Origin of the sequence: Marinomonas spartinae, from assembly GCF_016461715.1 — a bacterium.
In the GTDB taxonomy this organism is placed as follows: domain Bacteria; phylum Pseudomonadota; class Gammaproteobacteria; order Pseudomonadales; family Marinomonadaceae; genus Marinomonas; species Marinomonas spartinae_A.
This window is the reverse complement of the sequence record NZ_JAEMUI010000005.1, coordinates 14,864-36,490: the sequence shown is the minus strand read 5'-3', so window position 1 is coordinate 36,490 and position 21,627 is coordinate 14,864. Positions and strand designations below refer to the sequence as shown.

Genomic DNA, 21,627 nt, shown 5'->3' with positions numbered 1-21,627 from the left:
AGGGTAATTATGATCCGCATGATAACAGAGTCTGTGTAAACGATATTGTAATAAATATGGCTTAAAGGAAGCAGAAGCAATTTTTACCTTGTTGTTTGGCCCGTTTTAGTTGTGTGGTTGCTCGAGCAAAGAGGTTTTCGATACTTTCTTTTCCGACTAACGTCGCAATCCCGATGGAAACGGTCACCTGCGGTATGGTCTCTTTACTTTGTTTGTGTCGGATTTTTTGTTGTGAAATCTCATAGCGTAAATGTTCAGCATAGTCGTGAGCATCCCCTGATGTTGATTCGTACAACATAATGCCAAAGGTTCCGCCTTCTAGGCGAGCAATGTGCGAGTTCTCTAATTGCATGGTTTCCAACAGTGCGCCCACATAACGAATAAGCGACGTGCCCGCACGCTGACCATAGTCTTTATTAATGCGACCTAGGTAATCAATATCCAAGATCAGCAGACTTATGTCGTCTTCCGCTTCTGGTTGATGCTCGTAAAGGTGCCGTTCAAATGCGGTTTTGTTTTCCAGTTTTGTTAGGGGGTCAATATCTAGGCTTTTCTTTAACGTTTCTAATTCAAGTTTGAGTTGCTGAATGTCTTTTTGGGCATCCAATAGATCTGATTGAAATTTTTGCGAGACTTCTAGCGCTTTTCGAGAACCTCGATCCAGATAACTAATCACTTTATGAAGTTGTTGTTGGCTATCTGAGTGTTGAAGGGCCGTTCTACTTTTGCTGATGACAGCATTTAAGTCCGACAAGCTGTCTCCCATTTCAATAGATGACATTTCAAGCTGATTGGCGACTTGCTCTATGTTCTTTTGATTTTTGTTGTTTTGATGGAACTCATTAGGCAGTATAAATTCATGAAAAAAGTCACGAGAGAGAAAGTTTGGGATGTTGCCGAGTTTTCTAAGGGTTTCATCAACTAACTGATTCAGGGCTTTGTTACGATTAGATACATACTCATACCAAATCCCATAGTTATACGGAGTTGGTGAAATATCCAATTGAAGCATCAGTGGCACAGCTTTTTGCATCCACTTTAGTGCTTGTTTTGGTGTTTCATCCCACATTTATACCTCAAATACAGAAATAACCGCCACGACGTCTTTCTTAGGGCGTTTACTGAACATTTCACTCATAGGCAAATTCAGCGATGAGTGAAATGTCATTGTTACATAAAATCAAACAGTTATATTGCTTTTTTTGTTATCGAAAGCCATAAAAAAAACTTTAATGTAAAGTTTTGTATTAATTGTGTGGTTGAATGATACAAATCGAGTTGGCATTAATAATGCTTGTCCAGAGGGGCTAGTGACCACCAGCCAGTTTGCTCTTGATGCCTTCTTTTTCGAGTAATTGTTTAACCTTTTCCCGATTGTCACCTTGAATCTCAATATTTCCCTCTTTTACTGACCCACCCGTGCCACATTGTGCTTTGAGTTTTTTGGCGAGGGCTTTTAATTCGTCGGCGGCCATGGCTAAACCCGAAATAACGGTGACACCTTTGCCTTTTCTGGCTTTTGTTTCCAGCATGATACGTACATTGCCATCCCCAAGAATACCGTCATTTTTACAGATGCAGTTATCAGTAGGGTGTTCGCAAAGAGGGCAGAGTCTTCCTTGGTCTGTCGAGTAAACGAGGTTGCGTGATTTCATTGTAATTCAATCTCTTATCGTAAAATGGTGGTCAATTTAGCAGTATAACATTGTAAAAATAATGACGATTCACAAAAAATGAGGCAGGACTCACTTTTATCTTCTACTATAATTTTATAGGTTGAATAGCGTGGTCAAACATGAATAGATTATTGAAAATACAGCGAGCCTCCGAGACCGATCTAGAGGCCATTTTATTGTTCGAGTTCAATAACAAAGCTTGGTTCTCTGAGTTTTTGCCATCTCAAGTGTTAATGCGTCAAAACGAGCGCTATTTTAAGCGACAATTATCGGGGGGGCAAAATCTTGTTCAGTTTCTTGTGTATTTGCACAGTGGGGCATTAGTCGGTCGATTTAGCTTCCAGTTTCTCGATCCGCAACATACGGTGGCCGAAGTGTCTTACCGAGTGGCTAAGCAGTGCTCAAATCGTGGAATTGCTCAGTTTGCTCTGCGCCGCTTGCTGCCGATTTTGGCTTGCTATGGTATCAATGAATTATACGCTCAGGTAAGTTCTGAGAATGAGGCGTCCATTCGTGTTCTGAAGTCTTGCGGTTTTGAGTACTCTGTCACCAAAGAAGCGTCGGTCAAGATGCCTTCCGGTATTCAGGATACCTTTGTCTATAAATGGCGTGTAGACTCGCAAGAGCCCCTACAATAGGCGTTGTCGCCTAGTGGGGCTACCGCCATTTACCTTCTTCTGCATTATGCTTTCTTTTCTTTATCCTCATAAGCATCGGTTATCTTGTGCTAAAGGATTTTATGTGCTTTTAAACGAGCTAAGATCGTTTGTATTTTATCATCAAAGGGCGCGCTAATTGTCATGTTTTGATGACTGACAGGGTGGGTAAAAGATAGGCTGGAGGCATGGAGCATTAAACGAAACGTTTCTGGCCATAATGTGCCCATCACTTTATTGATATGACGACATCCATAGCGACTATCTCCCACTAATGGATGTAATGTGTGTTTAAAATGTCGGCGAATTTGGTGTTTTCGGCCTTGTTTGGGCATCACTTTTAGCCAACTTAAGCGCATACTATCGTAACGGCTGACGGGGTACGGCAGTTGGTATCGTTCGAGTAATTCAAATTCGGTTTGAGCCTCCTTTTCCGATCCTGGCACTTTAAAACGTGGCATGCCTTTAGGCTCACTGATTTTAACTAAAGGGTAATCAATGACACCTTGGTCGAGACAAAAACCACGTACTAAACAATGATAGGTTTTTTGGTTTTGATTATGGGAAAATTGCTCACCCAAAGCGCTGGCGATGCGTGGCGAAAAAGCCATGATAAGCACCCCCGAGGTGGCGCGATCTAACCGATGCACTGGAAATACCCATTTTCCCGTCTGATCACGCAGACGCTGGACGACGGCATCTTCCTCGTCTTTTGCCAGTTCAGTGCGATGAACCAATAGCCCAGCGGGTTTATTGACGATCACAAGATCATCGTCTTGAAATAAAATGTCTAGTGTCATGAGGTTGGATTCATAAATTGCGCGATTTTTTCCATGGCAATATTGGCCAATTTTTGCATTGCTTCATTGCTTCCCCAAGCAATGTGCGGTGTGAGTAGGAAATTCGGTAGCTTGGTCAAGGCTTGTAACGGATGGTGGTGAGGCATGGGCTCTTGTGTGGCAACATCAAAGCCCGCCCCCATGATGCGCTTTTCTGTCAGTGCTTTGATTAATGCTTGTTCATTAACAATGCCGCCACGGCCCATATTTAATAAGATGGCGTCGGGCTTCATTTGTTCAAATTCAGCGGTACTGATCAAGTCTTTTGTGGTCTCTGTGAGTGGACAGTGCAGAGACAGCACATCGGCTTGCTGAATTGCCTCGTTAAAGGGGACATAACCCTCACGAACGACCTTAGCGTTTTTGTGCTCAGCAAACATTACCTGCATACCGAATACTTTGGCTATCTCTGCGACTTTATTGCCGATGATGCCTTTACCAACAATGGTTAACTTTGTGTTGGCTAGGTCTTTAATGGGGTAGTCTAAAAAACAGAAAAAGTGGGAGTCAGCCCATTTGCCAGCACGCACATCGTCTATGTAGGCAACTAGGTTGCGACGTAAGGCAAGTAATAAAGCAAAAGTGTGTTCGGGCACGCTGATGCTCGAGTAGCCATCGACATTTTGCAGGGCGATGCCATGTTCTTTGCAGGCTTGTGCATCCACATTATTGATTCCTGTCGCGGTGACTTGAACCAGTTTTAAATCATGGGCCTGTTCGATAACGTCTTTTGTCAACACCACTTTGTTTGTCAGTACAATACCTGCCCCTTGAATACGTTCAGCGACCGCGTCAAGGGAGGTGTTGGGGTATTCGATGACTTCTGAAATGCCCTCAGGGTAGTTAAATTCTATATTGCTTGGAAAGGAGTCTCGATCTAAAAAAACGGCTTTCATAGTGCCTCTCAGTTTTTCTTTAATAAGGGAAGAAGATAAGGAAGGATGGTTTGCAATACGATCGGTTGGCCTTTCGCATTCGGGTGCAGTCCATCGCTTTGCATTAGATTTTTGTTTAATGCGACGCCTTTTAACATGAAAGGAACATAGGACACATTATATTGCTCTGCAAGGGTTTTGTAGAGGCCAAAAAACATATCGGTATAGCGTTTTCCGTAGTTTTGTGGAATACGGTTTCCAATTAACAGCACGATCGCTTTGTTTTGTTGAGCTTGCTCAATCATAGAACCGAGATTTTTTGTGGTCTGATCCAGTGGGTATCCACGTAAAGCATCATTAGCACCGAGCTCTAAAATGACCCAGCGGGGGTGATATTGTTTGAGTAATGCGGGAAAGCGGGCCATCCCGCCTTGTGTGGTTTCGCCGCCCACACTGGCGTTAATAATGCTAATCTGTGGGTGTGACTGAGAAAGTTTTGTTTTTAGTAAACTAACCCAGCCATCTTGTTGTCTTAAATTATGGGCGGCACTTAAGCTGTCTCCCATGACAAGTAGGTTATGGGTAGGGGCGGCCTGAGCATACGAACAAAATAGCATGAGGGCGGCACAAACGACCCTTATTCGTTGAGTGATACGCATATAAAACCTTATTAAGTGAGACACATTATTTATGGAAAGCCAAACCGCTATTGAAGTTGCCATTGAAGTTAAAAACCTGACACATACCGTCTCTTCAAAAACAGGTGATTTGACCATACTGAAAGGAATTGATTTAGAAATCAAGGAGGGGGAATCTGTTGCTATTGTTGGTGCTTCTGGATCAGGTAAATCCACACTGTTAGGTTTACTGGCGGGTTTGGATATCAACACGGAAGGCGACATAGCTTTATATGGGCATTCTCTAACAACATTGAATGAAGAAAAGCGAGCGCTGCTTCGTGGTCAGTATGTTGGCTTTATTTTCCAATCCTTTCATTTGTTACCCAGCCTAGATGCGCTGGAAAACGTCATGTTACCGGCTGAACTTAAGGGTGACAAAATGGCACGTCAAAAAGCGCTACAACTGCTAGAAAAAGTGGGGTTATCTCATCGTTTAACCCATTACCCAAGGCAGCTTTCAGGGGGAGAGCAACAGCGGGTGGCCATCGCTCGTGCTTTTGCTTCTGAGCCGAAGATTTTGTTTGCTGATGAGCCAACAGGCAATTTGGATGAAGAGAACGGGCAGGTGATTATTAAGTTATTGTTTGAGTTAAACCAATCAGAAGGCACCACCTTGGTGATGGTGACTCATGATAACCACTTAGCAGCACAATGTGATCGTCAGTTAGTGATGTCTTCCGGCCGATTGCAGGAATCTACTCAAAACAACTGCAAGGACCCACTACGATGAGTTTTGCTTGGCGTTTTATGCGTAAGGAAATGCGCAGTTCTGATGTGGTGACTTTACTCGTGGCGTTGGTGATTTCCATTGGTACAGTGACCGCTATTAGTTTGTTTATTGATCGTTTGCGCTTATCTTTTGAGCAGGAGTCAGCTTCTTTGTTGGCCGCTGACCGCGTGGTACGTTCTGATCAGGTAATCCCGCCGTCTTGGCTGCAACAAGCCGAGTCTTTAAAATTGTCGGTAGCGGAGCGGGCGTCGTTCAGCACCATGATCTTCGCGAAAAACAAATTGCAGCTTTCTCAAGTGAGTGCAGTGACCAATGGTTACCCACTAAAGGGGCATTTCTTAGTTGACTCAACTTTGTTTGGACAAGGTGTCAAATCTAATGAGTCGCCCAAACCGGGCTTCATTTGGATATCGTCTCGCTTAGCCAGTTTATTAGGGGTGACAATCGGTCAAACGGTAGAAGTGGGTGACAAAACCTTAACGGTGTCGAAGTATTTAGTCCTCGACCCTGGGGCCAGCTCGTCAGCGTTTTCGATTTCCCCCAGAGCGATTATGAATAAAGCCGATTTAGCGGCGACTAACGTGATTATTCCTGGTAGTCGTGTGCGCTACTCTTTGCTGGTGGCAGGGGAGGCAAATGCGCTTAGTGCGTTGCAAACATGGCTCGCCCCTAAACTGACGGAGGGCCAACGTTGGATTACCCCGAAACAACGGGGGGAACGGATTGGTGAGACGATTAATCGCGCGGAGTCGTTCTTGTTGTTGGCTGGGACATTGGCGGTGGTGTTGTCAGGTGTCGCCATGGCCCTTGCTTCGTCTCGTTATGTGAAACGTCATTTGATGCAGGTTGCGGTCTTAAAAACCTTAGGGGCCACGCCTAAGGCGTTATCTCGTTTGTTCCTGTTACAGCTGCTGTTTTTGTTTGTTATCGGTGCCTTGCTGGGGTTGGCGTTTGGCTGGATTGTCCAGAATATGATAGCCGCATTACTATCAAGCCTAGTGACAACGGCATTGCCAGAACCTGAATTTTGGAAGATGTGGTTAGGTGTGGCAACGGGGCTGATCTCCTTGGTGACTTTTTGCTTGCCCTTGATGCGTCGTTTGATTCGTATTTCGCCATTATCTGTTTTACAGCCATCGGCACGGGTGGAACAGCGCTCTGTCATCTTGTATTTGATCGGCTTTGCGGGCATGTACGGCTTGATGTGTTTATACACTCAGGGCGTTATGTTGCCGACTGTCATGATGGTTGCAATGGCTGGCATTGGCTTGGTTGTGTCCCTATTAGGTTGGGTAATGTTTAGGTTTGGGCGGTCGGTGACATCTGGGGCGACCAGCGGATGGCAAATTGGCTTGGCGGCTTTGTATCGCCGCTTGGTGCCCAATCTTTTTCAGCTTTTGGTGTTTACGCTGATTATTATGCTTGGTTTGGTGTTAGTGGGTATCAAAACTAGCTTGATTGCCGACTGGCAGAAGCAATTGCCAGCCGATGCGCCTAATCATTATTTGTTTAATGTTCAAGCCAATCAAATTGCGCCCATTAGTCAGGTGGCTCGCACCTTAAAGATCACATCGTCGTCTTGGTATCCTATGGTGCGAGGCCGAATCACGGAAGTTAACGGCGAGCAAGTGAGTAAGTTGTACCCTGATGACAAGCCTGAGCCAGAGTTATTTGAACGGGCCATGAACTTAACCTGGGCAGATCAAGTGGGCGAGGGCAATAAGGTTGTTGCTGGGGATTTTTCCGCCAACGGCCTGTCGGTAGAAGAAAAGGTCGCCAAAGAAGCGGGTCTCAAACTCGGCGATAAGCTGACGATCAATATCGGCGGGGTATTCCATACGTTACCTATTACTTCATTACGCTTTGTTGATTGGAGTTCCATGCGGCCTAACTTTTATGTGATTGTACCGAAATCCGTCTTAAATGATTCACCTGCCAATTATGTGAGTAGTTATTTTGTTAAGCCCAGTCAGGCACAAGCCTTTTATCAGGCTATGTCGCAATTTCCAACGGTGTCCATATTGAATGTCGGGGACATACTTAGACAGATTCAATCCATCATTGCTCAGTTGTCACAAGCCGTTCAATTGGTACTGGTATGTATTTTAGCGGCTGGGGGCTTGGTGTTACTGGCCAGTGTTCGCTCAACGTTAGAAGAGCGTATGGAAGAAGGGGCTTTGTTACGAGTACTCGGGGCGCGTGGGGCTTTGGTTCGACAGGCGTTGATTATTGAATTTGCTTGTTTAGGGTTGTTTGCCGGTTGCATTGCTGCGATGGGGGCTGAGGCGTCTTTGTACGGTGTTCAGGTATACGTTTTTAACGCTGAGCCAAGCTGGCATCCTATGTTATGGTTGTTGGGCCCAAGTGCTGGTGTTCTATTGATTACAACCGTTGGTGTCTTTGCCAGTCGAACTGTGTTAAAAGTGCCGCCGATGCATTTGTTGCGTGGTATTTAACACTTAATTTGGTTATATAGATGTTTGTAGAAAAAAATGGCTATGTTGTTAGTCGCCATACAAAAGAGGTGAATGGTCAGCTCGAGATGAGCTTATTTATCAAAACCTTGGAAGGGACGGTTCAGGTCTTGCCGGATCGTCAATTTACCACGTTTTTTAGTGACGCCCCTGCGCATGTGTTTCCAGAGCACCTTTCTGGCGTTAAGGTGACGGAATCGGATTTTCGGTCTTTTCACGGCCAGCCAGTCAGGTTGATCCAAAGTAAAAGTTTGACCTTGCATCAGCAAATGGTGGCGCTGGCCAAAAAAGATGGCTATCAAGTCTACGAAGAAGATATCAAAGCCCATAATCGCTATCTTATGGAACGTAAAGTCCGTGGCAGTGTGAGATTTATTGGTATTCCTGATGCCAGTGGACAGTGTTTTACCAAAGCAAAAGTGATTCCGGGAACTTGGCAACCGAATTGGGTGGTGTGGTCGTTAGATATTGAAACCTCAGTGACCCATAATTGTCTCTTATCGATTGGCATAACGGCCAAGGATCAACGAGTCGCCTTTGTGGTGACGGATCAAAAGATCAACGTCCCTCATATACGCACCTATGGGAGTGAAAAGTCGCTGCTGCTCGATTTTATGCGCTATGTACGTCAACATGCGCCGGATATTTTTATCGGTTGGAATTTAATCGGCTTTGATTTGAACTTTATTGATAAGCGCTGTGAAACGCTGGGGATTCGTCCAGCTTTTGGAGTGAATGGCGAGAAATGGCGCATTCATTCTTCGGATAACCAAGGTAAGTATTTTGCAACCATCCCAGGGCGAGTTGCACTGGATGGCATCACGTTACTGAAAGTGGGCGGTTATCATTTTGAATCCTATAGCCTGAATAATGTTAGTAAGGAAATTCTTCAGGATGAGAAGTTGCTCCATGGTGGCGATCGCTGGCAAGAAATAGAGCGCTTGCATCGCGAGGATTTGCTCGCCTTTGTTGATTACAATCTGCAAGATTGTGATTTGGTATTGCGTATTTTCGATCAGTTAAAACTGATTGAACTACAGCAGACTCGAGTGGATTTAACGGGCATTCCACTTGAACAAACGGGCGGTTCGGTTGCAGCGTTCGAAAATCTTTACTTGCCTCGCTTGCATAAAGCGGGTTGGGTCGCACCAGCATGGCGAGAAGATGTGTTTGTTCCAAGCCCCGGCGGCTTTGTGATGTCGTCAATTCCTGGGTTGTATAAAAATGTCTTGGTGTTTGATTTCAAAAGCCTCTATCCCAGTATTATTCGTACGTTTTATATCGACCCATTGGCGAGGATCATCGCTGGCAATATGCCCCTAGCGGAGAAGCAAGCGAGTTCGGATTTGGTGCCTGGTTACCTCGGTGCAAGTTTTTACAAAAAAGAAGCGATTTTGCCTGAACTGGTCGCTGAGCTTGCTCAGGCAAGGGAGCGAGCAAAGCGTGAAGGGAACACGATCTTAAGCTATGCGATTAAGATCATTATGAATTCATTTTATGGTGTGCTGGGATCAAATGTCTGTCGCTTTTATCATGCCGAATTGGCGAGTTCGATTACCATGCGTGGGCATGAGTTATTGGGAAGAACGCAGCAATGGATGGAAGAGAAAGGGGCAAAGGTGATTTATGGTGATACCGACTCTTTGTTTATCACTCTCAATAATGACAAAGAAGATCCGCGTCTATTAGGGCAACAACTTTGTGACGACATTAATGGTCTATTGTCTGAATGGTGCCAAGACTATGCCCATATAGATTCTTATCTTGAGCTCGAATTTGAGCGCGTTTACGAGCGTTTCTTTATGCCGACTATTCGAGGGCAAGAGGAGGGGAGTAAGAAGCGCTACGCGGGGCTGACTGGCGGTGAGTTGGTTTTTAAAGGGCTAGAGGCAGCGCGAACGGATTGGACTAAATTGGCGAGAGAGTTTCAAAAAACGCTTTTTGAGAAAATGTTTAATGATGAAAACCCTGTTACATTCATTAAAGAGACGGTTGCCAGACTAAGGGCTGGAGAGCTTGATCATTTATTAGTATACAGTAAACAGCTTAGTCGTCCCTTGGCCTCCTACACGAAAAACAAGCCACCACATGTTCGCGCGGCGGCGATAATTGATCAACGCCGTGCAGAGTTGGGCCAGCCTCTTGAATTTGATAAGGGACGCAAACGAGTCAATTATCTTTATCAGGTGACAGGTGTGGTGCCTTATGAAAGTGAAGCCGACCTTGTAAACTTAGATTATGAGCACTATATCAATAAACAAATTGAGCCGATTGCAGACAGTATTTTGCCTTTTTACAAAACTAATATGGAAAGCCTTTTGAGTAAACAGATATCATTGCTATAGGTTTTTTTAAAAGTGGTTTGGAGGGTGATTTTTCTTAAAAAGAGGTTCACAATCTTTTACGAAATAGACCTTTGAATCGTTTAATTTTTTACAGAATTTTTGCCTTTTTCAGTATATATTCATCCTTCAAGTGAATTTATTTATCTATGGATGGAAGATGAAATGACATTGAGATTTAATATGAAGTCGCCAAGTAAACGCAGTCAAACTCTGGACAAACTTCGTTCAGCTATCCAAGAGATGATTCTCGATCGAGAGTGGAATCAAGTTTCTGTTCAGGATATTGCCCAACATGCTAATGTCAGTATCGGTACCTTTTACAATTATTTTGATAGTAAAGATACGGCTCTGATGGACGTGAGGAAAGTGCTCAGTGATGTGCTTTTCCGTGATTTGGATTTGTTGTTAACCACGCATCAGGAAATTGATAAGCGCCTTACTTTACTCGTAAAGTATTTTATTAGTCTGACAATAAACAAGCCTAAGTGGGCCTCTTATCTCTATGGTGGGAATAGTTTCTGCGAAAGGCTGGAAGGGGGTATTCGTAAAGCTCTAAAAGCTATTTTGATCGAAGGAGTGTCTAAGCGTGTCTTTAGAGTAAACGATATTGACATCACCACAGAGTTTATTGAAAGCGGCTTATTCTTCATTATTCGTAATCGCTATCTCACTAAGCAGTCATTGGACGAAGACTTCATGAATGAGGTAGCGAATATTTGTCTCAATAGTGTAGGTATTCAGATTGAGAATATTAGTGAACTGAGTTTAATGAGTTGCCCCGTGACTCCCCTAACACCTTTGCCCATTTCCACGCTGGCAATAGCCTATGACGATATGGAATTTGTCTGATAAGTGATGAGCAAGAAACACCAGCAAGGTTTAGAAGAACAGCCTGCTGGTGTTTTTTTGTGTCTGTTGAACCAGATCATCAACATGAATGCCTTTTAGCCGTGCAACTTCAGCGGCGACCCAAGGTAAATATTTAGGGTGATTTCTTTTTGGCCGAGGGCGAATGTTTCTGGGTAAGAGATAAGGGGCGTCGGTTTCCAACAGCAATTTGTCGTTGGGTATATATGGAATGGCCTCTTGCAGGTCTTGTCCGCGGCGTTCGTCGCACACCCAGCCGGTGATACCAATGTATAACCCTAAGTCTAAATAGGCGTGCAAAGCGTCTTTTGAACCTGTGAAGCAATGCACAACCCCTTTCACTTCGCCATGATAGTGATGTTTTAATATGGTTAACATATCTTGGTGAGCATCGCGTTCATGCAAGTACAAAGGTAGGCTGTGTTCTTTTGCTATGTCTATTTGTTGTTCAAAGGCATAGATTTGCTCTTCTCGCGTTGAATAATTACGATTAAAATCCAGTCCTGTTTCACCGACCGCCACGGGGCGTTTTTGCTCAATTAATTTATTGAGTTTTTCCGCGCTTGCAGTGGTCCAGCTTTTTGCCTGGTGGGGGTGACAGCCTAAGGTAAACCACATTTGTGGGTGTTTTTCACACAGGATTTGTATTTTTTTACTTTCTGACAAGTCCGAGGCAATGCAAATAATGCCTTCCACACCGGCTTGGTGACATTGTAGGAGTGTTTCTTCTAAATCCTTTAAATAATCGTTGTGGTTTATATTTACACCAATATCAATCATGTCTCATTCTCATTTCGAATAAATTTCTTTTGCATCACGTAAGCTTTCAATATAAAGCTCTCGAAGTGTTTGTTTTGACACACCACTTTTTGCAAGGGTGTCAAATAAAATATTATCCCAGCGCCCTGATTCGTAGTGCATCACAAGGCTTAGGATGTAGCCAAGGTTGCCCTTTTTGTCGATTAGCGCGTTAGCTATGTCTGGTGCTAAGGGTAAATCTTTTACTAATTGTTCCAGTGGCTCATCAAAAAAACTGGGCAGGTAAGAGAATAATCCAGTTAGAAAAGCGCCATTTTCTCTAGGGTAAAGTTTTCTTGCTAAGGATTCGCAGAAACAAGCGCGATGAACGGCCATGGAAAATAAGCAATCAGGTTTACCATCAATGCTGCTGAACATGGCTAAACTAACCCATTTAATCAGGTCCCGAAAACCGATTATTTCAATTGCCCGCTGTACATTTTGCACATTAAATTGGCGATAGTAGGTGACGGTTTTAGTGAGTTTGATGACTCGGAACGTCAATGTTAGATCGGTTTCTATGCATTCTGCCATTTGTTTGAGCGAACCATCTTGGCTTTTTAAAATGGTTAACAATTTTGATAATATCAAACGGTAGGTGGGGATTTTTCGCCCTTTCACCGGGACACTTTCAGAGAGAAAATCACCACTAAACCACTGGGCCGTGGTTTTTTCTTTCACCAGGGTTAGTTCTTGTTGAGAATTGATACGACTAAACCAAAGTTTTTTTTGACTTAGGGCTGGGTGGTTGCAAAGATTGATGCTTTCGGTTGCACTGCTGTCTGCCAAATTAAGCTCAACATAAATGAACGGGTCAATGGATATTCGATTTAACATGGCTAGCGATGGGTTACGAATACCAAGTTGATAACCTTGCAGACGTAATTCAGTAAACAGGTCATCCCATTGCGTGTCGTTGGCTTGTCTGCGAGCGATATTTTGGGCATCAAAAAAGAGAACAAAGTTGAATGATGCAGGTGGTGACGGAATATTTTCTACTTCACTACACAATGTCTTAATAAAAATGGGGTAGGGTTTTATGGTGTCGACTAGGTCGAGATCTGAAAAAAGCGTTGCCAAAAAAGAATGGCTAACTTCTTTTTTCATGCCATCAAGGTGAAGCAAATGATTTGCCTTGACGGCAGTGTTATGCCCGACAATTGTTTGGCGAGTGAAAAGAAAATCCTTACTGATCATTAAATACTCTCTGGATACCTATTTGATGCAAAAAATTACTGTAAGCTCAAGCGTAATACAATATCATGGTTATAATGAAGTTATATTGAACATGGAAAACAGTCCGGAGTAATGTATGGCAAGCATGTTAGACGCCGTAGACCAGCGTACGCAGTTAGTTGGCGAAAATAGATTAGAACTACTGATGTTCCGCCTTGGCGGAATGCAAATGTTCGCGATTAACGTTTTCAAAGTTCAAGAGGTAGTGCAACTACCGAAATTGAACTTGATGCCACATCGTCATCCTTCTGTTGCTGGCGTGACGCATTTTCGGGGCCGAACTGTTCCAGTGATTGATCTATCGGAGTCCATTGGTATGAGACCCATTGATCGGGGCCAGCCCTGTAATCTGATTGTTACAGAATACAATAATACAGTACAGGGATTTATGGTTGGTGAGGTTGATCGAATCATTAATATGAACTGGAACGAAATCCTACCACCTCCAGATGGTACGGGTCGTCAGCATTATTTAACTGCTATCACACGGGTTAATGATCGTCTTGTTGAAATCATTGATGTTGAGAAAGTGTTGGCGGTTATTTCTCCTTATGATACCAGCATTAGTCCAGATATCATTGATGATGATTTAATGGAAGTGGCGAAAGGGTTAGAGGTGCTGGTGGTTGATGATTCTTCCGTTGGTTTGGCGCAATGCCGTTCAACGCTGGATTATATGGGAATTACGGTTCATGAAGCGACTGATGGTAAGCGCGCCCTCGAAAAATTGAAAAACTGGGCGGCGACGGAAGAGAGTGTGCCTGAAAAGCTGTTAATGGTGATTACCGATGCTGAGATGCCGGAAATGGATGGCTACCGTTTGACCCGTGAAATTCGTGAAGACCCTCGCTTAAAAGATTTATACATTGTTTTGCATACATCCCTAAGTGGCAGTTTTAATAAGGCGATGGTGCAAAAAGTCGGTTGTGATGACTTTTTATCCAAATTCCAGCCAGATAAATTAGCGACTTTAATTCAAGAGCGCATTCGTACTGTGATGAAGAGTGACTGATTATGTCATGGTAAAAAGAGGTTTTAAAAAAACAGGCTAATGGGCCTGTTTTTTATTATGCATCGTGCTGTAAATAAGGTGTCTGATCTGTGGATATTCAGTTTGTTGTTTTTTTGCTCATATGTGGCGCTTTCTCTGGGGTCTTGTTTGCCACGGTAAAAATGGGAAGTGCATTGTTTATCGTGCCCACCGTTTTGCTTTTTATGCCTGTTTTTCAACTTCCTCCACCAGCGCTTATTGTTCCAGTGATTGCAACCGCTATAACGTCCATGGCGCCGATGCTATTAGTTGATTGGCTGCATGATATGAAAACACAACAAATAGACTCCCAGTCTTTGATTGCCTTTGCGCCTGGCGCCGCCATGGGAGGAGTAATTGGTGCTCAAATTGTATCCTTGATGACCCTCGCTACCTTTGAATTGTTACTTGTTTTATTGGTCTTGATGGCGATGATTAACGTGTTTCTACTCTATCGTCCTTTTGATGAGCTATCTAAGTGGCGTTGCTTTTCCCAACTGTCACAAAGTGCTTTCCGGTTGCCGATTACTTTATTGATTGGGTGTGTTAGCGTGATGTCGGCCAGTTCTGGGAAGCTTTTTTATTCTGTGATGTTGCAGATGCATACTATAAAAAAAGAACAAGTGAGTGGTGTCTCGACTGGTCTAGCCTTATTTGTTGTGGTTGCGGCAATGGTTGGTTTTTCCTTTCCTGCCAAAGCCTTTGCTCTGAGTGGCACGCACTATTTTGTCGGTGCGGTGCATTTACCCACTTGCTTGGCGCTCGCGATCAGCCAACTGGCTACCTACCTTTTATGTCGCAACAAAGGCAATGCGTTAGATAAAGGCGTCGTTCATGTGTCGGCGGTGATTTTTTTGGTCATTGCGGCGCTAAGAATATGGATGAATTGAGCCTTATCTTACAACACATGCTGCTGCCGAGGTTAAGGAGCTGACAAAACGACGTTGAAATACCTTGTTTTTTCTCGCTCTAGCCTTATCTAAGGCAATATACTATCAGGAGTGAATGGTTTGGGTTTTTATTTAATCAGATGCGTTTCTTCTGACAATTTGCCTAATGCGGTAAGGGATTGTTCTGCCGAAGTTCTACCTATAAATAAGGAATGACATGACAAATACGCCAAAATACGGTGTTCTGATGATTAACTTGGGAACGCCAGATGCACCGAGAGCGCCAGAAGTTCGTCGTTTTCTTAAAGAGTTTCTTTCTGATTCACGTGTGGTGGACTTAAATCCATTACTTTGGAAGCCCATTTTGAATCTGATTATTTTAAATGTACGTCCTGCGAAAGTGGCTAGGGTGTATCAACAGGTGTGGATGGACGAAGGATCCCCGTTGATGGTGCTGGGAAGCCGCTTAAAAGAGCGAGTGAAAGCCGCACTTCAGCGAGAGACAGGTCAAGCGATACCAGTTGAAATGGCGATGACCTATGGAAATCCAAGTATGGAAGTCGCCGCAGATCAGCTGCGCAAAGCGGGGGTAGATAAAATTGTTGTGGTTCCTATGTATCCACAGTTCTCAGGTACGACTACAGCGGCTGGCTACGATAGGTTAATGGCCTCCCTTAAAAAGTGCCCCCATTGGCCAGCGTTACAACTATTGCAAGATTATGCAGACCATCCTTTATACATTAAAGCGCTGGCTAACTCGGTGCGAAACCAGTGGGACAAACAAGGCGAGCGTCGCCATTTGATTTTGTCTTATCATGGTATTCCCAAGCGCTATGTCACAAACGGCGACCCTTATGCTCGTCGCTGCCATGATACCACTCGTTTGGTGGCAGAAGAGCTTGATTTAAAAGAGGGGGATTGGACACATGTATATCAGTCTCGTTTTGGTCGTGAAGAATGGTTAAAGCCTTATGCAAGTGACACCCTTAAGGCGTTGCCAGGTAAAGGCATTAAAAAGGTGAATGTTATTAGTCCCGCTTTTGCCATTGATTGTATTGAGACGTTGGAAGAAATTACGTTGGAGCTGGGTGACGAGTTTAAACAGCACGGCGGTGAAGCGTTTGATTATATACCTGCTTTGAACGATAGCGATGATCATGTCGCTTTATACTTGGATATGATCCAGAAAAACACATCTCAGTGGTTGGCTTAAATGGTCGATAGCAATACAAATTTTCGCGCAGCGAGATCGTCTATCAAAGTCATTGCTTTTGATGCAGACGATACGCTATGGCGTAATGAAGATATTTTTAATCATGCACAAGATGCCTTTATTGAGATATTGTCCAGTTATCATGATGAGCCGTATATTCGTTCCCATCTTGGGGCAGTACAGGTGCGCAACCTCAAGTATTTTGGTTATGGCATTAAAGGCTTTACGTTATCGATGATCGAGTCGGCTATTGAACTGACGGAAGGACGCATAACAGGCTCAAAAATACATCAAATTATTGAGCTTGCGCGCACCATGCTTTCTGCTCCGATTGAGCTTATTGATCATGTCGAGACCGTTTTGAGCAAATTGTATGGGAATTACCAGTTAATGGTGATTACTAAAGGCGATTTATTGGATCAAGAAGGAAAGGTCTCTCGTTCTGGATTAGTAAAGTATTTTGATCACATTGAAGTGGTGAGTGATAAAACACCAATGGCTTACCAGCGGATTCTGGAGAAGCATAAGATTGATAAGCAAAACTTTCTTATGGTGGGTAATTCACTGAAGTCCGATGTGCTTCCTGTATTGGATATTGGAGCACGAGCTATTCATGTTCCCTATCATTGTACGTGGGCTCATGAGCAAGTCTTAGAAAAAGACTTAGTTAAATATCCTGATTTAGTCACACTTGAGGCTATTGATTCTCTTCTTTCTTGGTTAGGTCATTCTGACAATCTATTATGAGGTGTTCTATGCGAGTTTTGGCGATTCTTTTTTCTTTGTTATTGTTTGCTGTTCCATTTGCTCATGCGGCGGATCAAGATGCGCCGGAGACCTTAAAAGAAAAAGCCGATAAGGCTTGGCATATCACCTCGGAAAAAGCCTCTAAATATGGAAAAATAGCGGCAGAAAAGGGAGAAGAAGCTTGGCAGGTGGCAAAAGAAAAAGGTGGTGTTATTGCGGATAAAGCGTCCAAGAACGCCTCTAAATATGGCGAGGTCGCGGCAGAAAAAAGCAAAGAAGTTGGCTCCTCCGTTTGGAAAAGGATGAAAGAACTGGGAGGTAAAGCTGCTGATGCAGCTCGTGATGGCGCTAAGAAAATTCGCTCCGAGGCGGGCGAGTAACCCTGTATTGGATGGTGAAAGCGAGTCATCATGGCAGGATACGACGATAAAAACGACTTACCTTCGAGTCATTGGGAGCAAGAATTCCTTTCCCAAGATGACGTGAGGATCGTCGCGCCGAAAGTCCATTATCGCTGTCCTAAATGCGGTAATTTTCTGCTCCGTAAGGAAGGGAAAAACGGGGTGTTTTGGGGGTGTGAGTCCTATCCTGCTTGTGATTACACGGCCAATGATGAAGCAGGTAAGCCTGTTAGAGCAAAACGTTACTTATGTCCCGCTTGTCATTCGCCATTGAGGCGTAAAACCTTTAAGGACAATGTGTTTTGGGGGTGCAGTAATTACCCTGATTGTAAAATTACGGTTGAAGATGACGATGGCGTGCCAGCTAGCACCAAAAAATATCCTTGTCGAGAATGTGGCCATTACTTGGTTAGGAAAAAAAGCAAAAATGGCTATTTTTGGGGCTGTATTCAATACCCCAAATGCACCCACACCTTGAATGATGATAATGGCATGCCAGTGCTTAGGAAAAAGAGATAAAGAAAAAGCGCTAACGCCGATTTTGAACCGCTATCAAGGCGCCATCAATTGCAGGATAGGTAAATTCAACCCCCTCATTTGTTAGTCGAGTCGGGAGGATTTTAGGGCCTTTTGTTAATAGGCTTGCCATGTCGCCCAGAGCCAGTTCCAAGATAAAGGCTGGCAGAGGAAAGACCGCAGGGCGATTAAGTGACGCTGCAAAAGATTTTGCAAAGGTTTTCTGTTGAATGATGTCTGGGGCAACAAGGTTATATGCTCCCTGCATCTTCTCATCTGATAGGGCTTGATTAATAGCCTTGATGACATCGTCAATGTGTATCCACGCAAACCATTGATTGCCATTGCCAATTTTCCCACCCAAGCCAAATAAATAAGCAGGGCGCATTTTGTCTAAGGCGCCACCGTTAGGGCCTAATACGACACCGAGTCGGAAAATGACTAGGCGTGCACCGTGCGTTGCAAAGTCTATTGCCGCTTTCTCCCAAGCTTGGCAAATTTCATGGGCAAAGCCATCTTGTGGTAGAGGGCTTTCTTCATGGTAGGTTTGGTTCGAGTCGCTTCCGTACAAACCGACGGCTGACATGGATATAACGATTTTGGGGCAGTATTTAAGCGCTTGTTGAATTTTTTTGGTTAGAGTGACACGGCTATCAAATAGACTTTTTTTGCGCTTTTCTGTCCACGGTTTATCGGCAATGCCTTCTCCTGCTAAATTAATAAAGGCGTCCATTGGTTCATCCAGTTCTTTTAGTGTATGGACGGTAAACTGCTGAATACTTTTATCCAGACGACTGTCTGTTTGACGCACCAATGCATATACTTGATGCCCTGCTTTTTGCAGAGTAGGAATAAGTGAGCGTCCGATAAAGCCGGTTGCTCCAGATACAAGTATCTTCATTTTTATGGCCCTAGTTATTTTCAAATACAATAATGATTACGCAAAAAAAAGGAAATGGGATCAATGCTTTCTATAGAAAAGCAAAAATCTCCAAAAGTGGTTTAACTATTGTACAGTTAAGTAAGCTTTTTCTATAAACGCCTTCTTTTTCTACCTTATGATGGCTAAAATGGGGGGATTAAGAAACATTAGGTATCACAATGCTACGCAAAGAATACGATCACATCATACTTCTTGCACATGGAAGCCCAGACCCTATGTGGAAGAAGCCTTTCGAGTCGTTATATGATCGAGCGATTTCTCGTTTCGGTGCAGAGCGCTCAAGTTTGGCTTATATGGAGTTGACAGAGCCAAGTTTGGAAGACGTTGTGCAACATTTAGATAAGCGTGTTAAGAAAGTGGCTGTTTTGCCATTGTTTTTCGCGGTAGGGCGTCATTTACGTTATGATGTGCCGGCTCAAATAGAAAGTCTAAAACGTGATGATTTAGAGATAGAGTTACTGTCTCCTATTGGTGAAGATGACATCGTCAAACAGGCCATGGATCAGGTTATTGCTCATCATTTGGGACAAAACAATTAATGCTGACTTTACTCTCTAGCTTTGGAGCATAATGGATGCTTTTTAGACACCTTCCTGATGAAATTTTCCAAGCACTATCTGGTTCAAACCGTGGTTTAATTGAAGCGGTATTGTATGATTTAGCGGAGGTTTTTTACGACCACGCTGAAGATCCTATTAAAGAAAAATCGACTATTATTGAATCGATTGAAGATACTCTGCATAACTTAGACAGTTACGCTTGGCACGATGAGCAAAAGGAATCCTTCGAATCCCCTAAAACCATTCATGATTACGCCCTAAGAATTTATCATCGGCTAGTCAATACCGGATGGCTTGTCGAAGAGCAAGAGCTGTACCGTGTCAGTGTGTTGATGACGCCGCAAATCTCTATGTTGTTGCGTGCTTTGGTGGAAATTAGCCGTCATGGTAAACGCAACTATGGGGCCACGGTGCTGAGCATTCTAAGTAACTTGGAATCCGTTGCGAAACATCCCAAAGAGCGTGGGGTGACTTTGAGTCAATCCGCTGAAGCATCGCGGGATTTCTCGGCCCATCTTAATCAGATTTTGCTGGGGATCCGTAGCTTACAAAGAGAGTTGTTTTCAAGCCGCGATCCAAAAGCCATCGTGGCTGGTTTTTTTGATTTATTTGTAGAAGGCATTTTAATCGCAGACTATAAAACCATCAAAACCAGCAATAATCCTTTTCGCTTTAGACGGCAAATTCTAGAGTACGCTCAGGAATTTTTGTCCAACCCCGCATTAATGGGCGATGTGGCCCAATGTTATGTGGATCAACAGTTAATTACCATGGCCGAAGCGCAAGCTCTGGTAGAAAAAGACTGTAGAGACATTATTCAAACCTTCAGTACCATTGAGCAACGTTTGGATCGCATTGATGAATACCGTTATCGATTAGAAAAACGCGCCGCTGATACGGCTCGTTATATGGACAGTTCTCGCCCAGGCATGGCAAATAAAATATCTGGGATTATATCTGATGTTGCCAAATTCGAGCGCTTGCCGACCTTAAAAAATGTCATTGGTACTCGCGTTGTGGGGATGGAATCTGCGGCACAGCCGATGAAACGCCGAGAGCCGCCACCACCAAGAGTGATGACCCCTGCGGAAGTTTCTATTGATGCCATTAAACTGAGAGATCATCAACGCCGCTTCCACGAAGCCCGCCAAGTAACGGTGACCAAGCTGCAAAGTTATCTGGAACGGCAAATGAACACCCAAGAGAACAAGCATATCTTGGACTTCACCATTGAGTCGGTCGAAGACTTAGTGTGCTTTGATCATTTGCGCTATGTCGGCTCTTTGGGGGTAACCGCAAAGAAAATAGAAAAAGCGTTTGAAGTACAATTTACAGAGCGTTATTTAGATGTGCATGACTTTGTAGAATGTCGTGAATTTAATGTAGTGCGTAGGAGCCAAGCGTAATGCTTAGAGAATTAAAGAAAGTGGTTGAGGAGTCTGGAAAAGACGCTCAAGAGTTTCAACAAACCGCCAACTTCGTACTCGCGAATCAGTTCGTGAGCGCCTTTAAGCATGGGCAAAGAAAGCATTATTTATTGGTTGAGTCATATCATGATTATTTTTCCAATGTGTTTGATGCGCTGGGTATGAAGTTATATGTGAATGAGAATGAGCGTTTGGCAGGCGTTTTACCCGTTCAGCGCGAAGCGTTTGTTCGTTTAAAAACCGATGAAACCCTTTTTCTATTGGTACTGCGCCAAATATACGAAGAAAAAGTGGAAAACTTCGAAGTCGATAATGGGTTTGTCGCTACGAATACGCATACGATATTGGATCGCTATGTGCAATTGGTGAAGCGAGAAATTCCAACGGAAACGCGCTTTAAAGACATTCTCAGTTTATTTAGCCGTCATGGTGTCATTATTCGTGGTAAAACTTACGATGAAGACAGCAAAAATATGATCATTAATATAACGCCTGTCGTGCGATTAATTGTGACGGAGGCTTACTTGCGTCAACTGGAGTCGTTCAATGGTGTAGATCCTGACGATGACGATATTGAGTTGGATCCAGATGATGCTCAACAGTCCAGTTCCTCAGATGTGAGTGTCGACGGATCTAATGACGCAGGTGATACTGACGCCGAGTCTAATAATGGTAAAAATACAACAGAATCGATGAAAAAAGAAGACTAGGACAGGAACCAAGA

At 43.7% G+C, this 21,627-nt stretch carries 22 protein-coding genes; 14 read left to right on the top strand and 8 right to left on the bottom strand.

The features are described from left to right. Positions 1-61: 61 nt before the first annotated feature. Complete coding sequence (locus tag JHD45_RS06820) at positions 62-1,069, bottom strand: GGDEF domain-containing protein (protein ID WP_199475768.1); 1,008 nt, start codon at positions 1,067-1,069, stop codon at positions 62-64. Between the two features lie 238 nt (positions 1,070-1,307). Next, a complete protein-coding gene (gene yciH / locus JHD45_RS06815; RefSeq protein ID WP_199475767.1) occupies positions 1,308-1,655 on the bottom strand; it encodes a stress response translation initiation inhibitor YciH in 348 nt (115 codons plus the stop codon). Between the two features lie 140 nt (positions 1,656-1,795). Between yciH and JHD45_RS06810 the strand changes: the two genes are divergently transcribed. Then, positions 1,796-2,314 carry a GNAT family N-acetyltransferase gene (locus tag JHD45_RS06810; RefSeq protein ID WP_199475766.1) on the top strand — a complete coding sequence of 173 codons (519 nt, stop codon included), beginning with the start codon at positions 1,796-1,798 and terminating at the stop codon, positions 2,312-2,314. A gap of 89 nt (positions 2,315-2,403) precedes the next feature. On the opposite strand, the gene JHD45_RS06805 is transcribed toward JHD45_RS06810, so the two are convergent. The 3 genes from JHD45_RS06805 to JHD45_RS06795 are packed head-to-tail and all read right to left on the bottom strand — an operon-like array spanning position 2,404 to position 4,663. Next, positions 2,404-3,132: a pseudouridine synthase gene (locus JHD45_RS06805; protein ID WP_199475765.1), complete on the bottom strand. Its 729-nt coding sequence runs from the start codon at positions 3,130-3,132 to the stop codon at positions 2,404-2,406. After that, the gene (locus JHD45_RS06800) at positions 3,129-4,067 is read right to left on the bottom strand and encodes a D-2-hydroxyacid dehydrogenase (RefSeq protein ID WP_199475764.1); all 939 of its coding nucleotides are present in this window, start codon (positions 4,065-4,067) and stop codon (positions 3,129-3,131) included. Before JHD45_RS06800 ends, JHD45_RS06805 begins: the two co-directional genes overlap by 4 nt. Before the next feature lie 8 nt (positions 4,068-4,075). After that, positions 4,076-4,663 carry an arylesterase gene (locus JHD45_RS06795; protein ID WP_233407660.1) on the bottom strand — a complete coding sequence of 196 codons (588 nt, stop codon included), beginning with the start codon at positions 4,661-4,663 and terminating at the stop codon, positions 4,076-4,078. A gap of 73 nt (positions 4,664-4,736) precedes the next feature. Here JHD45_RS06795 and JHD45_RS06790 point away from each other — a divergent pair, with 73 nt between their 5' ends. The 4 genes from JHD45_RS06790 to JHD45_RS06775 all read left to right on the top strand — a co-directional run bounded on the left by JHD45_RS06790 (position 4,737) and on the right by JHD45_RS06775 (position 11,124). Then, positions 4,737-5,456, top strand: a complete 720-nt coding sequence (locus tag JHD45_RS06790; RefSeq protein WP_199475762.1) for an ABC transporter ATP-binding protein — start codon at positions 4,737-4,739, stop codon at positions 5,454-5,456. Then, positions 5,453-7,912, top strand: a complete 2,460-nt coding sequence (locus tag JHD45_RS06785; protein WP_199475761.1) for an ABC transporter permease — start codon at positions 5,453-5,455, stop codon at positions 7,910-7,912. The genes JHD45_RS06790 and JHD45_RS06785 overlap by 4 nt, the downstream gene beginning before the upstream one ends. 20 nt (positions 7,913-7,932) lie before the next feature. Then, on the top strand, positions 7,933-10,275 hold the full coding sequence (locus JHD45_RS06780) for a DNA polymerase II (protein ID WP_199475760.1): 2,343 nt from the start codon (positions 7,933-7,935) through the stop codon (positions 10,273-10,275). A gap of 162 nt (positions 10,276-10,437) precedes the next feature. Next, positions 10,438-11,124, top strand: coding sequence for a TetR/AcrR family transcriptional regulator (locus JHD45_RS06775; RefSeq protein ID WP_199475759.1), 687 nt, complete (start codon positions 10,438-10,440; stop codon positions 11,122-11,124). A 30-nt stretch (positions 11,125-11,154) separates the two neighbouring features. On the opposite strand, the gene JHD45_RS06770 is transcribed toward JHD45_RS06775, so the two are convergent. Together JHD45_RS06770 and JHD45_RS06765 are read right to left on the bottom strand one after the other, a co-directional pair. After that, positions 11,155-11,922 (bottom strand): TatD family hydrolase, encoded by a 768-nt coding sequence (locus JHD45_RS06770; protein ID WP_199475758.1) that lies wholly within the window; start codon positions 11,920-11,922, stop codon positions 11,155-11,157. Between the two features lie 9 nt (positions 11,923-11,931). Further along, entirely contained in the window at positions 11,932-13,137 is a 1,206-nt protein-coding gene (locus JHD45_RS06765) for an EAL and HDOD domain-containing protein (protein WP_199475757.1), read from the bottom strand. Positions 13,138-13,252: 115 nt separating this feature from the next. Here JHD45_RS06765 and JHD45_RS06760 point away from each other — a divergent pair, with 115 nt between their 5' ends. From JHD45_RS06760 to JHD45_RS06735, 6 genes are all read left to right on the top strand, one after another. Next, positions 13,253-14,188, top strand: coding sequence for a chemotaxis protein CheV (locus tag JHD45_RS06760; protein WP_199475756.1), 936 nt, complete (start codon positions 13,253-13,255; stop codon positions 14,186-14,188). An 89-nt stretch (positions 14,189-14,277) separates the two neighbouring features. Continuing rightward, the gene (locus JHD45_RS06755; protein WP_199475755.1) at positions 14,278-15,096 is read left to right on the top strand and encodes a TSUP family transporter; all 819 of its coding nucleotides are present in this window, start codon (positions 14,278-14,280) and stop codon (positions 15,094-15,096) included. 217 nt (positions 15,097-15,313) lie between these two features. Then, positions 15,314-16,309 (top strand): ferrochelatase, encoded by a 996-nt coding sequence (gene hemH / locus JHD45_RS06750; RefSeq protein ID WP_199475754.1) that lies wholly within the window; start codon positions 15,314-15,316, stop codon positions 16,307-16,309. After that, entirely contained in the window at positions 16,310-17,056 is a 747-nt protein-coding gene (locus JHD45_RS06745; protein WP_199475753.1) for an HAD family hydrolase, read from the top strand. A gap of 8 nt (positions 17,057-17,064) precedes the next feature. Continuing rightward, positions 17,065-17,436, top strand: a complete 372-nt coding sequence (locus JHD45_RS06740) for a hypothetical protein (protein ID WP_199475752.1) — start codon at positions 17,065-17,067, stop codon at positions 17,434-17,436. 30 nt (positions 17,437-17,466) lie between these two features. Beyond that, positions 17,467-17,976 carry a type I DNA topoisomerase gene (locus tag JHD45_RS06735; protein ID WP_199475751.1) on the top strand — a complete coding sequence of 170 codons (510 nt, stop codon included), beginning with the start codon at positions 17,467-17,469 and terminating at the stop codon, positions 17,974-17,976. A 10-nt stretch (positions 17,977-17,986) separates the two neighbouring features. On the opposite strand, the gene JHD45_RS06730 is transcribed toward JHD45_RS06735, so the two are convergent. Then, positions 17,987-18,874: a TIGR01777 family oxidoreductase gene (locus JHD45_RS06730; protein ID WP_199475750.1), complete on the bottom strand. Its 888-nt coding sequence runs from the start codon at positions 18,872-18,874 to the stop codon at positions 17,987-17,989. Between the two features lie 200 nt (positions 18,875-19,074). Here JHD45_RS06730 and JHD45_RS06725 point away from each other — a divergent pair, with 200 nt between their 5' ends. The 3 genes from JHD45_RS06725 to JHD45_RS06715 are packed head-to-tail and all read left to right on the top strand — an operon-like array spanning position 19,075 to position 21,613. After that, a complete protein-coding gene (locus JHD45_RS06725) occupies positions 19,075-19,455 on the top strand; it encodes a sirohydrochlorin chelatase (protein WP_199475749.1) in 381 nt (126 codons plus the stop codon). A 35-nt stretch (positions 19,456-19,490) separates the two neighbouring features. Then, the gene (locus tag JHD45_RS06720; RefSeq protein ID WP_199475748.1) at positions 19,491-20,882 is read left to right on the top strand and encodes a Wadjet anti-phage system protein JetA family protein; all 1,392 of its coding nucleotides are present in this window, start codon (positions 19,491-19,493) and stop codon (positions 20,880-20,882) included. Beyond that, positions 20,882-21,613, top strand: a complete 732-nt coding sequence (locus tag JHD45_RS06715; RefSeq protein WP_233407658.1) for a DUF4194 domain-containing protein — start codon at positions 20,882-20,884, stop codon at positions 21,611-21,613. The genes JHD45_RS06720 and JHD45_RS06715 overlap by 1 nt, the downstream gene beginning before the upstream one ends. The last annotated feature ends 14 nt before the right edge of the window (positions 21,614-21,627 follow it).

Excerpts from the sequence above, each read along its gene's own strand:
- JHD45_RS06735 (WP_199475751.1), top strand. The coding sequence starts at position 17,467 with ATGGCAGGATACGACGATAAAAACGACTTACCTTCGAGTCATTGGGAG.
- JHD45_RS06770 (WP_199475758.1), bottom strand. The coding sequence starts at position 11,922 with ATGATTGATATTGGTGTAAATATAAACCACAACGATTATTTAAAGGAT.
- JHD45_RS06760 (WP_199475756.1), top strand. The coding sequence starts at position 13,253 with ATGGCAAGCATGTTAGACGCCGTAGACCAGCGTACGCAGTTAGTTGGC.
- JHD45_RS06800 (WP_199475764.1), bottom strand. The coding sequence starts at position 4,067 with ATGAAAGCCGTTTTTTTAGATCGAGACTCCTTTCCAAGCAATATAGAA.
- hemH (WP_199475754.1), top strand. The coding sequence starts at position 15,314 with ATGACAAATACGCCAAAATACGGTGTTCTGATGATTAACTTGGGAACG.
- JHD45_RS06795 (WP_233407660.1), bottom strand. The coding sequence starts at position 4,663 with ATGCTATTTTGTTCGTATGCTCAGGCCGCCCCTACCCATAACCTACTT.
- JHD45_RS06745 (WP_199475753.1), top strand. The coding sequence starts at position 16,310 with ATGGTCGATAGCAATACAAATTTTCGCGCAGCGAGATCGTCTATCAAA.
- JHD45_RS06775 (WP_199475759.1), top strand. The coding sequence starts at position 10,438 with ATGACATTGAGATTTAATATGAAGTCGCCAAGTAAACGCAGTCAAACT.
- JHD45_RS06780 (WP_199475760.1), top strand. The coding sequence starts at position 7,933 with ATGTTTGTAGAAAAAAATGGCTATGTTGTTAGTCGCCATACAAAAGAG.
- JHD45_RS06720 (WP_199475748.1), top strand. The coding sequence starts at position 19,491 with ATGCTTTTTAGACACCTTCCTGATGAAATTTTCCAAGCACTATCTGGT.
- JHD45_RS06730 (WP_199475750.1), bottom strand. The coding sequence starts at position 18,874 with ATGAAGATACTTGTATCTGGAGCAACCGGCTTTATCGGACGCTCACTT.
- JHD45_RS06810 (WP_199475766.1), top strand. The coding sequence starts at position 1,796 with ATGAATAGATTATTGAAAATACAGCGAGCCTCCGAGACCGATCTAGAG.
- JHD45_RS06740 (WP_199475752.1), top strand. The coding sequence starts at position 17,065 with ATGCGAGTTTTGGCGATTCTTTTTTCTTTGTTATTGTTTGCTGTTCCA.
- JHD45_RS06820 (WP_199475768.1), bottom strand. The coding sequence starts at position 1,069 with ATGTGGGATGAAACACCAAAACAAGCACTAAAGTGGATGCAAAAAGCT.
- JHD45_RS06725 (WP_199475749.1), top strand. The coding sequence starts at position 19,075 with ATGCTACGCAAAGAATACGATCACATCATACTTCTTGCACATGGAAGC.
- JHD45_RS06790 (WP_199475762.1), top strand. The coding sequence starts at position 4,737 with ATGGAAAGCCAAACCGCTATTGAAGTTGCCATTGAAGTTAAAAACCTG.
- JHD45_RS06785 (WP_199475761.1), top strand. The coding sequence starts at position 5,453 with ATGAGTTTTGCTTGGCGTTTTATGCGTAAGGAAATGCGCAGTTCTGAT.
- yciH (WP_199475767.1), bottom strand. The coding sequence starts at position 1,655 with ATGAAATCACGCAACCTCGTTTACTCGACAGACCAAGGAAGACTCTGC.
- JHD45_RS06805 (WP_199475765.1), bottom strand. The coding sequence starts at position 3,132 with ATGACACTAGACATTTTATTTCAAGACGATGATCTTGTGATCGTCAAT.
- JHD45_RS06715 (WP_233407658.1), top strand. The coding sequence starts at position 20,882 with ATGCTTAGAGAATTAAAGAAAGTGGTTGAGGAGTCTGGAAAAGACGCT.
- JHD45_RS06765 (WP_199475757.1), bottom strand. The coding sequence starts at position 13,137 with ATGATCAGTAAGGATTTTCTTTTCACTCGCCAAACAATTGTCGGGCAT.